Source organism: Streptomyces sp. MBT65 (assembly GCF_016612545.1).
Classification (GTDB): domain Bacteria; phylum Actinomycetota; class Actinomycetes; order Streptomycetales; family Streptomycetaceae; genus Streptomyces.
The window spans coordinates 1-9,393 of sequence record NZ_JAENRY010000330.1; the positions used below are offsets into that span (position 1 = coordinate 1).

At 70.5% G+C, this 9,393-nt stretch carries 9 protein-coding genes and 1 pseudogene; 5 read left to right on the forward strand and 5 right to left on the reverse strand.

From position 1 onward, the window contains the following. The first annotated feature begins 279 nt into the window (after positions 1 to 279). Positions 280 to 441 carry a hypothetical protein gene (locus JHN63_RS43025; protein ID WP_200690573.1) on the forward strand — a complete coding sequence of 54 codons (162 nt, stop codon included), beginning with the start codon at positions 280 to 282 and terminating at the stop codon, positions 439 to 441. Between the two features lie 60 nt (positions 442 to 501). On the opposite strand, the gene JHN63_RS43030 is transcribed toward JHN63_RS43025, so the two are convergent. The 3 genes from JHN63_RS43030 to JHN63_RS43040 all read right to left on the reverse strand — a co-directional run bounded on the left by JHN63_RS43030 (position 502) and on the right by JHN63_RS43040 (position 3,484). Beyond that, positions 502 to 1,452, reverse strand: a complete 951-nt coding sequence (locus JHN63_RS43030; protein ID WP_200690574.1) for a 3-oxoacyl-ACP reductase — start codon at positions 1,450 to 1,452, stop codon at positions 502 to 504. Between the two features lie 9 nt (positions 1,453 to 1,461). Then, the gene (locus JHN63_RS43035; protein ID WP_200690575.1) at positions 1,462 to 2,538 is read right to left on the reverse strand and encodes a Zn-dependent alcohol dehydrogenase; all 1,077 of its coding nucleotides are present in this window, start codon (positions 2,536 to 2,538) and stop codon (positions 1,462 to 1,464) included. A gap of 76 nt (positions 2,539 to 2,614) precedes the next feature. Then, positions 2,615 to 3,484, reverse strand: coding sequence for a MaoC/PaaZ C-terminal domain-containing protein (locus JHN63_RS43040; RefSeq protein WP_200690576.1), 870 nt, complete (start codon positions 3,482 to 3,484; stop codon positions 2,615 to 2,617). A 288-nt stretch (positions 3,485 to 3,772) separates the two neighbouring features. Between JHN63_RS43040 and JHN63_RS43045 the strand changes: the two genes are divergently transcribed. Genes JHN63_RS43045 through JHN63_RS43055 form a run of 3 tightly spaced genes read left to right on the forward strand, consistent with a single transcriptional unit; the run spans position 3,773 to position 6,752 of the window. Then, entirely contained in the window at positions 3,773 to 4,696 is a 924-nt protein-coding gene (locus JHN63_RS43045) for an ABC transporter ATP-binding protein (RefSeq protein ID WP_234478537.1), read from the forward strand. Next, complete coding sequence (locus tag JHN63_RS43050) at positions 4,696 to 5,412, forward strand: ABC transporter permease (protein WP_200690577.1); 717 nt, start codon at positions 4,696 to 4,698, stop codon at positions 5,410 to 5,412. Before JHN63_RS43045 ends, JHN63_RS43050 begins: the two co-directional genes overlap by 1 nt. A gap of 17 nt (positions 5,413 to 5,429) precedes the next feature. Further along, entirely contained in the window at positions 5,430 to 6,752 is a 1,323-nt protein-coding gene (locus JHN63_RS43055) for a sensor histidine kinase (protein ID WP_200690578.1), read from the forward strand. Here the strand turns inward: JHN63_RS43055 and JHN63_RS43060 are convergent. After that, positions 6,730 to 8,292: an alpha-L-arabinofuranosidase B gene (locus JHN63_RS43060; RefSeq protein WP_200690579.1), complete on the reverse strand. Its 1,563-nt coding sequence runs from the start codon at positions 8,290 to 8,292 to the stop codon at positions 6,730 to 6,732. The genes JHN63_RS43055 and JHN63_RS43060 overlap by 23 nt on opposite strands. A gap of 311 nt (positions 8,293 to 8,603) precedes the next feature. On the opposite strand from JHN63_RS43060, the gene JHN63_RS43065 reads away from it, so the two are divergent. Continuing rightward, on the forward strand, positions 8,604 to 9,110 hold the full coding sequence (locus tag JHN63_RS43065) for a DNA-binding response regulator (RefSeq protein WP_200690581.1): 507 nt from the start codon (positions 8,604 to 8,606) through the stop codon (positions 9,108 to 9,110). Positions 9,111 to 9,119: 9 nt separating this feature from the next. Here JHN63_RS43065 and JHN63_RS43070 read toward each other — a convergent pair. Then, a pseudogene (locus JHN63_RS43070) lies at positions 9,120 to 9,393 on the reverse strand (SAM-dependent methyltransferase); the annotation flags it as partial.

A 9,393-nucleotide genomic window follows, 5' to 3' on the forward strand; every position in this document is an offset into this window, starting at 1 on the left:
CCGGCACCGGAGGATCCGGTTCGGGACGGGACGGCAGGTGCGCCTGGGGAGGCCGCGCCGAAGCCGTCCGAACCGGATCCTCCGGTGCCGGTGACGCCCCGCCCGGTGCCCTTGCGGGAGGCCCCGCTCAAAGGCCGGGTGGCCGTCGGGTAACAAACGGACGCGGCTCGGTAACGAAGTCGTTCCGGACGGCGGTCCGTCGCGCGTCACCCCGGGGACGGCTGGATAAGATCGCCGTGCTGTAAGAAGGATCATGTTTTCTACGGGGTGAAGTATCCGATGAACGACAACACGAACAGCGCGCAGACCATGTCTGCCGACGCACACGACGCCTCCGGGCACGGCAAGCACCGGGGCCCGGTCTCGGCGCAGGACGGCGACACGGCCGCCCACGGCCGACACCGCAAGCCGTCCGAACAGTCCGAGTACGCGAACGCCTGACGGACCGCCGGCACCACACGGGCCCCGCTCGTCTCCGGACGGGCGGGGCCTTCGCGTTCCCTACCCCGCGCCCGACTCCCGCTTGAGCCCCAGCACTTCCGCCGCCGCGAACGTCTCGCCGTCCGGTCGCTGCGCATAGTGCGGAGTGAGTACGGCGTCCAGCTCGTCGTAGCTGAAGAGGTCCTGCTTGCTGTCGAACTTGGCCTGGACGTGCGGGCGTTCGACGATCGCGACCATGCCGCCGTGGACGACGAGGAGCTGGCCGTTGATCCGTTCGGCGGCCGGTGAGGCCAAGTAGCCGACGAGCGGGGCGACATGCTCGGGGGCGAGCGGGTCGAGCCCCTCGTCGGGTTCCTGGAAACCGGCGAAGACGTCCTCGGTCATCCGGGTGCGGGCGCGCGGGCAGATGGCGTTCGCGGTCACGCCGTACTTGGCCAGCGCGAGGGCCGTGGAGGTGGTCAGGCCGACGATCCCGCCTTTCGCGGCGGCGTAGTTGGGCTGTCCCGCCGAGCCCGCGAGGTACGCCTCGGACGAGGTGTTCACGATCCGCCCGTACACCGGCGCGCCGCTCGCCTTGGACCGCTCGCGCCAGTGCCTGGCCGCGAAGTGGGTCGTGTTGAAGTGGCCCTTGAGGTGGACCCGGATCACCGCGTCCCACTCGCCCTCCGTCATGGAGAAGACCATGCGGTCGCGCAGGATGCCCGCGTTGTTGACGAGGATGTCGAGCTTGCCGAACTGCTCGATCGCCAACTCGACGAGTTCGGCGGCCTGTTGGAAGTCGGCGACGTCCCCGGTGTGGGCGATGGCCCGGCCGCCCGCCGCGCGGATCTCGGCGGCGACCTGTTCGGCGGGGCCCGTGGAGGCGTCGCCGGAGCCGTCCCGGCCGGGCTGTCCGTAGTCGTTGACGACGACGGCCGCGCCGAGCCGGGCGAGTTCGAGCGCCTCGGCCCGGCCCAGGCCCCGTCCGGCGCCGGTGACGATCGCGGACAGTTGCTCAAGTGGCAGTGTCATGACCGGCCTTCAGATCTCGATGCAGGTACGCAGGGCCGTCCCCTGGCGCATCTGGTCGAGGGCCTCGTTGATGTCGGCGAGCGGCACCCGGTGGGTGATCAGGCTCTCCAGGTCGACACGGCCCGCCCGCCACAGGGCGATCGTGCGCTCGTAGGAACGCAGGACGTCTCCCCCGCCGTACATCGAGGGCAGGATGCGCTTCTCGTCGAAGAACAGCTCGAACATGCTGAGTTGGAGGTAGTCGTCGAGGGCGCCCGCGCCGACGACGACCAGCGTGCCGCCGCGGCGGGTGTTCTCGTAGGCGGTGCGGGCGGTGGCGGAGCGGCCGACGACCTCGAAGACGTAGTCGAAGCCCTCGCCCGCGGTGACCTCCTGCTTGGCGGCGGGCAGCTCGTCCGGTGAAACCGCCCTGGTGGCACCGAACTTGAGCGCCGAGTCGCGGCGCGAGGCGACCGGGTCGACCGCGACGATCTCGGCGGCGCCCTTGAGCCGGGCACCCTGGATCGCGGAGATGCCGACACCGCCGCAGCCGATCACGGCGACCGACGAACCGGCCTCCACATCGGCGGTGTTGAGGGCGGCGCCGAGTCCGGTGGTGACCCCGCAGCCGATGAGGGCGGCGATGTCGAAGGGCACGTCGTCGGGGATCGGCACCGCGCAGCCCGCGTCGACGACGACCTCCTCGGCGAAGGTGCCGGTGCCCGCGAAGCCGAACACATCGCCGCCGGGGCGCTTGAAGTTGGGGGTGCCCGCGTTCATGAAACCGGCCAGGCACAGCTGGGTCTGGCCGCGCTTGCAGGCGGGACACACCCCGCAGGCCGGCAGCCAGCAGACGACGACCCGGTCGCCGGGCTTCAAGTGGCTGACGCCCTCGCCGACTTCGAGGATCTCGCCGGCGCCCTCGTGGCCGGGCACGAACGGCGCGGGCTGCGGCAGCACGCCGGCCATCGCGGACAGGTCCGAGTGGCACAGCCCCGTGGCGCGCACCCGGATCCTGACCCGGCCGGGCCCGAAGCCCGTCGTCTCGACGTCGTCGAGGACTTCCAGTTTGTCCTGGCCTATCTCGTGCAGTACGGCTGCGCGCATGGGGCGCTCCCCTCAAGTCCGGCCTGGTGCAGGAGTGTTCAGCGGTCTGGGGTCTGGGGTCTGGGGTGTTCGGCGGTCAGGAGTGTTCGACGGTCGTGTCGGCGAGGACGGGGGCGTCGTCCCGCTCCACGGCGCTCACCGCGACCCGCACGGTGCCGGCGCCGGTCTCGCCCTGCCGCCACATACGAATGCGCAGCGTCTCGCCGGGGAACACCACTCCGGCGAACCGGGTGTCGTAGCCGCGGACCCGGGTCACATCGCCGTCGAGCAGGGTGTCGACGACCGCCTTGAGCGTCATGCCGTAGGTGCACAGCCCGTGCAGGATGGGCCGGTCGAACCCGGCGAGCTTCGCGAACTCGGGGTCGGCGTGCAGCGGGTTCCAGTCGCCGGAGAGGCGGTAGAGGAGGGCCTGGTCCTCGCGGATGGCACGCTCGACCACCTTGTCCGGGGCGCCTGTCGGTGGTTCGAGTCGGGTGGAGGGGCCGCGGTCGCCGCCCCAGCCGCCCTCTCCCCGTACGAAGATCTGCGCGTCGTTGGTCCACAACGGGCCCTCGGCGTCGGCGACTTCGGTGCGCATGACGAGGACGGCGGCCTTGCCCTTGTCGTAGACGGCGGCGATGTCGCCGGTGCTGGTCGCGGTGCCCTGGGCCGGGATGGGGCGGTGCAGGCGCAGGGACTGGCCGCCGTGCAGGACGCGGGCGAGGTCGACCTCGATGCCGGGCATGGACAGGCCGCTGATCACGCCGGGCGAGCCGTTGCCCGCGACGGTGGCGAAGCTCGGCAGGACGTGCAGCCGGGACTCCAGGGTGTAGCGCAGCTCGTCGGGGTCGGTCGCGGGGGTGCCCGCGCCGAGGCCGAGGTGGTAGAGCTGGACGTCCTTGGTGTTCCAGGAGATCTCTCCCGAGCGGGGTTCGGCGGCGAGTGCCTTGGCGGCGTCGATCGGCATGGGTCTCCTGTCAGTGGGTGGCGGGCGTCGGCGGCGGCTCATGTCCGTGACGGCGTAAGACCTCGGTGCGGCCGTCCGCACCGTCGGCCGCACCGAGGTCGTCACGGGCCGACCTAGAACGCGTTCCAGTCCGGCGCCCCTTGTATAGCCGAGCGTCCCTTACTTGTGAAGGCTCCTGACACTGTGTCAGGTCGGGGCGGCGCGGCTGAGGACCGGTGACATTTGTCCTCCCCGAGTCCGTACAAGCGCATCTGCCGCGCGGCGGCGCGGATTCGTAGCGTCGTAGCCATGACACAGACAGGTGGGGCGGCGGGTGGGACGGCGTGCGCGGTGTCCTTCGCGGGGGCGGTCAAGACCTTCGGCGCGGTGCGGGCCGTGGACGGGGTGGACCTGGAGATCGGGCGCGGCGAGACGGTCGCGCTGCTCGGCCGCAACGGTGCGGGCAAGTCGACGGCGATCTCGCTGCTGCTCGGGCTGAACGCGCCCGACGCCGGCACGGTCGAACTGTTCGGCGCGGCACCCGAGTTGGCCGTACGGAACGGCCTGGTCGGGGCGATGTTGCAGGAGGCGCGGGCGGTGCCCCGGGTGACCGTCGGCGAGCTGGTCGCGTTCGTCGCCCGGCGCTATCCGGCGCCGATGCCCGTCGCGCGGGCGCTGGAGCTGGCCGGGATCGGTGAGTTGGCCGGGCGGCGGGTGGACCGGCTGTCGGGCGGCCAGACGCAGCGGGTGCGGTTCGCCGTGGCACTGGCCGGGAACCCGTCGCTGATCGTGCTGGACGAGCCGACCGCGGCGCTGGACGTGGAGGCGCGGCACGCGTTCTGGCAGTCGATGCGGGGCTATGCGCGGCGCGGCCACACCGTCCTGTTCTCCACGCACTACCTGGAGGAGGCCGACGCGCACGCCGACCGCATCGTCGTCATCGACCGCGGCCGGATCGTCGCGGACGGCACCGGCGAACAGCTCAAGCGGGCGGCCGGTGGCAGCCTGGTCTCCTTCGACCTGGCGGGCCGCCCCACCGAGGACCTGGCCCGTCTGCCCGGCGTACGGACCCTCGAAGTCCGCGGCGACCGCGCCCTGTTGCGCACCGACGACTCGGACGCGACCGTGCGCGCACTGGCGGACCTGGACGCGATCCACGGCCTGGAGGTCACGCCGGCGTCCCTGGACGACGCGTTCCTGGCACTGACGGCACGTGAACTGGAGACGGTGTGATGATCGACTACCTGCGCCTCGAAGTCCGCCGGACCCTGCGTGACATCGGCTTCGTGATCGGCGGTATCGCGATGCCCGTGATGATGTACCTGCTGTTCACCAACCTCGGCGGCGACGACAGCGGCTACAAGGCCACGGCGATGGTCGGCATGGCCGCCTACGGCGCGGTCGGCTCCGCGCTCAACACCGGGGGCGGGGTCGCCGAGGACCGGGCGATCGGCTGGCTGCGGCAATTGCGGGTGACGCCGATGACCCCGCGCCAGGTCGTCCTGGGCCGGGCCCTGACCGGTTCGGTGACAGTGCTGCCCGCGATCGTCGCGGTGCTCGCGGCGGGCGGTCTGGTCAACGGCGTACGGCTGGCCGCCTGGCAGTGGGCGCTGATCGCGCTGCTGCTGTGGCTGGGCTCGATCCCCTTCACCCTCCTCGGCCTCGCCAACGGCTACGGCCTCACCTCCCAGACCACCGGCGTCGCCAACATGGCCTGCAACCTGGGCCTCGCGGTGATCGGCGGCCTGTGGTTCCCGATCAGCCTCTTCCCCGGCTGGCTGCGCACGGTCTCCGCCTACACCCCCACCAACCGCTTCGCCGAACTCGGCACCTCCGTCGCCGACGGGCACGCCCCCGCACTCGGCGCGATCATCGTCCTGACGGCTTGGCTGCTCGCATTCGGTTCGTACGCTGTGCTGGCATACCGCCGGACCGGGCGGACCGTGTGACCGGGGGAGCGGAAGAGATGACCTGGATGCAAGGGATCAGGTGCCAGGTACGCGCCTGGCGCGTGGCGCGGGCCCGGTGGCGGGCCGACATGGCGGAGTTCAAGGTCGCGCAGAAGGAGGCCCGCCGCAGGGGCGAGTGGCCCGAGAACCCCGGCCCGCCGCCGACCGGCTTCACCCTGCTGCCGTGGCTGCTCATGGGCATGGGCTCCTTCTCCAACCTCCTCCAGGGCAAGACCGACAACCCCTGGATCGGCGGCCTGGGCCTGCTGACCTTCAACTCCCTCTACATCTACGTCGTGTTCCGCTCCTTCGTGAAGGAGAAGCGCGAGGCGGTCTCGACCCGGGTGGCGCTCGTCGTCATGGGCCTGGTGACCTGCGGCCTCGCGCTCGGCTACGGCGGCAGCTGGCTGTACTTCTTCCCGCTGCTCGGCCTCGCCGCCGGAGCCTGTCTGCGGGGACCGCGGCTCGGTCAAGTCGGCCTCGCCCTCACCGCGTTGGCCGCGGCCGTCTCCGTGTACCGGGCGGGCTGGGACGCGATCAACGTCGCCTACGGCACGTTCCTGTCGACGATGGTGACCGCCGCGATCCTCTCCCTCTCCGAGGCCGTACGCGAACTGCGCGCCGCCCGCGAGGAGTTGGCCCGCCGAGCCGTGGAGAAGGAACGGATGCGCTTCTCCCGCGACCTGCACGACCTGCTCGGCCACACCCTCTCGGTGATCGTGGTGAAGTCGGAGGCGGCCCGGCGCCTCGCACCCCGTGACATGGAGGCCGCGCTCGGCCAGATCACCGACATCGAGGCCGTCGGCCGGCAGGCGCTCACCGAGATCCGCGAGGCCGTCACCGGCTATCGCGAGGGCAGCCTCGCCACCGAACTGGACCGCGCCCGCTCCGCGTTGTCCGCCACCGACATCGACCCGGTGGTCCGCCAGTCGGGCCCGCCCCTGACCCCGCAGAACGAGGCCCTGCTGGGCTGGGTGGTCCGCGAGGCGGTCACCAATGTCGTACGGCACAGCGGCGCGACCCGCTGCGAGATCACGCTCGACGGCATCCTGGACCGGGTCCGCCTGACGGTCGCCGACGACGGCACGGGGGCCGTGGAGCCGACGACCGGTCCCGCCGAGGGCATCGGCGGAACCGGTCTGAAGGGCCTCACGGAACGCCTCGCGACGGCGGGCGGCTCCCTGCGGGCCGGCCCGTCACCACGCGGCGGCTTCACGGTCACCGCCGAACTCCCGGTGGAGCAGGCGGACTTGACGTCTCACGTGGTGACGACGACCGGGACTACGGCTGGGACGACCGCTGGGACTACGGCTGGGCCTACGGCGCCCAGGGAGCCGTGACCACCCAACTCACGTCGTCCGTCCACGAGGTGGCGCTGTCGAAGGCGTTCGAGCCGCCGTCGCTCGCGATGTAGACGTTGTAGTTGTAGTGCCGGAGGTATCTGGTCGGGTAGTTGTACGACGCGAACGAGGTGCCCGTGCCGCTCTTGCCGGTCGAGGCGCAGAACGTGGCGTCCTGTCTGAACTGCGTTGTCCCGACCATGGGTTGGCGGTAGAGCTGGTAGTTGTAGTGCCGCAGGAAGTCACCCGGGTAGTTCCGTGACTCGAACGAATAGCAGGAGCTGTCGGCCAGTCCCCTGCGGACGATCCAGGTCGCGTCGCCCTTGTCGAGGGCCGCGCTGCTCGACGTGATCGCCGAGAGGACGGCCGCGTTGTTCTGGTGGCGGATGTAGTCGGCCGTGCAGCACGAGGTGGTCGCCCGCAGCGAGATCTCCGAACCGGCCGCCAGCGTCCCGGTGGTCCCGGTCGAGCCGCCGTAGCCGACGGACACGATGTTGGCCTGTACGGCGTTGTCGGCGGCGTCCGTCGGGATGCCGGCGGTCATGACGCCCTCGAAGAACGAGCCGATGGAGCCGTTGCTGTTGTCCCCGCCGGTGCCCAGGACGATCGCGCCCTCCTGATGCATGGGCGAGTAACCACTTGTGGTGGGTTCACCCCCGGAATAGGTGGTGGTGAGACTCCCCGACTGGGCGTTTCCGTATTTCAGCGCGAAATGGTCCTGACCGTTGTTCTTCAGCAAAGCGGTGACGAACGGTATCGCCCCGGTGCCGGTGTTCGCGGTGTTCTTGCTGTACCCGGAGTCCGACTGGAACAGCCCGTTCTCCAGGTCGGCCTGCACCCAGGGACCGCTGCCGTAGCAGGGCGCGAACCAGCACTCCGTACCGAAGTTGATCGCGTCCATGTGACCGTTGCCGGTGTCCTGGTTGTTGGTCTCGGCGTTGCCGTAGTCGAAGCAGCAACTGCCGTTGACGTGCGTGCCGGAGGTCACCATGTACATCCCCTCGGCGGCGCCGTTCGTGGCCACGCCCGAGGTGGAGTTGTCGCGGTAGCCCATGCCGGCGGAGATCTCCAGGCCGTAGACCTGATGCCCGCCGACGGTCACCGGCAGGGCGTCCGCGGGCGACCCGACATCGGCGACGCCGGCCCCGCCCGCGCCCTCGATCGTGAGGTCGTTGTGGCGCGCGGACTGGTCGTAGATCTTGGTGATGATGCACGTCGTACCGGAACAGAACGAGTCCTGCGCCACCGCGTTGGCATACCCCCCGGCCGCCAGCAGGCCGATGTTCGCGGTGGCGCTGTCGGAGGCGCGCTGCACCTGGTACAGCGAGCCGTTGTACGACGAGTAGAGCGCCCTGACGAGACTGTGCGCGGCGACGCAGGGCGTCCCGGCGGTGGCGTAGATGTCGCACGGCAGCGAGGTCGCGGCCGAGGCCTGCGGAACGCCGACGGCGAGCGCGAGGAGTGTCACGAGTGCGGACAGTGCGGCCAGGGTGGCGTTTCTCAGCCGGCGCGGCCGGGTGCGGGGGAATCTCAGGAACACGGTGCACCTCTTTTTCTGGTCCTGGTAGGGCGGTGCGGGTGGCCGACACCTGGCGGGCCCGGCCGGTTGACTGGTCGATATACCGGACATCGTTCGATCGATATACCGAACCAATTCGCGATCGAAATGTCGAACCCATGCGGAGCTGTCGAAAGTTTTCCGAAAACGGCTCTGTTCGGGAAATTCCAGGGTGGCGGCGGAATGCCGAGGCGATTGTTTGCCCGCAGCCGGAGACCGTCAAGACTCGCGGACACGAACAATGAAGAGTTTTTGATGACCGCCCCGGGCCTTACGCTTGCCCCGTGGATGAGATGCCCCGGGACCACCGGCCCGCCAAGTCCGTCAGAGTGCTGCTCGCCGAGGACCAGGGCATGATGCGCGGCGCCCTCGCCCTGCTGCTCGGCATGGAGCCGGACCTGGAGGTCGTCGCCCAGGTCGGCCGGGGTGACACGATCGTGGACGCCGCCCTGATCCACCGTCCCGATGTCGCCCTCCTCGACATCGAACTCCCCGGCATGAGCGGCCTGGACGCCGCCGCCGAACTCCGCGAACAGGTCCCCGACTGCCGGGTGTTGATCCTCACGACCTTCGGCCGCCCAGGCTATCTCCGCCGCGCGATGGAGGCGGGCGCGGCGGAGATACGCGAGTGCGACGTCCTCAAGGCCTCGGTCGACGGCGCGACGGTCTCCGACATCGCCGCCCAACTCCACCTCTCCGAGTCCACCGTCCGCAACTACCTCTCCTCGGCCATCGGCAAAACAGCCACCCGAAACCGCATGGAGGCGATGCGGGAGGCACGGCAGCAGGGGTGGTTGTAAGCCCCCGCCTTACGCCCCACGCTCCGCGCCCCGGCGGAACAACGCCGTCCAGAGGAAGTCCTCCCCGAACCACGCCGATTCGGCCGGTTCGTCGCGCATCCGGCGCAGCTCGACCAGCTCCAACTCCCCGAAAATCCAGCGCAGTTCCTCGGGCGTGTAGGCCAACCCGCCCTGGAGCCCGGAGCCGCGATAGAGCTCGGCGTCCGCCAGCTCCGACCCCATGCCGCCCGCCGCGAAGCAGGTGAGCGCGAAGTGGCCGCCGGGGGCGAGGACTTGGTCGAGC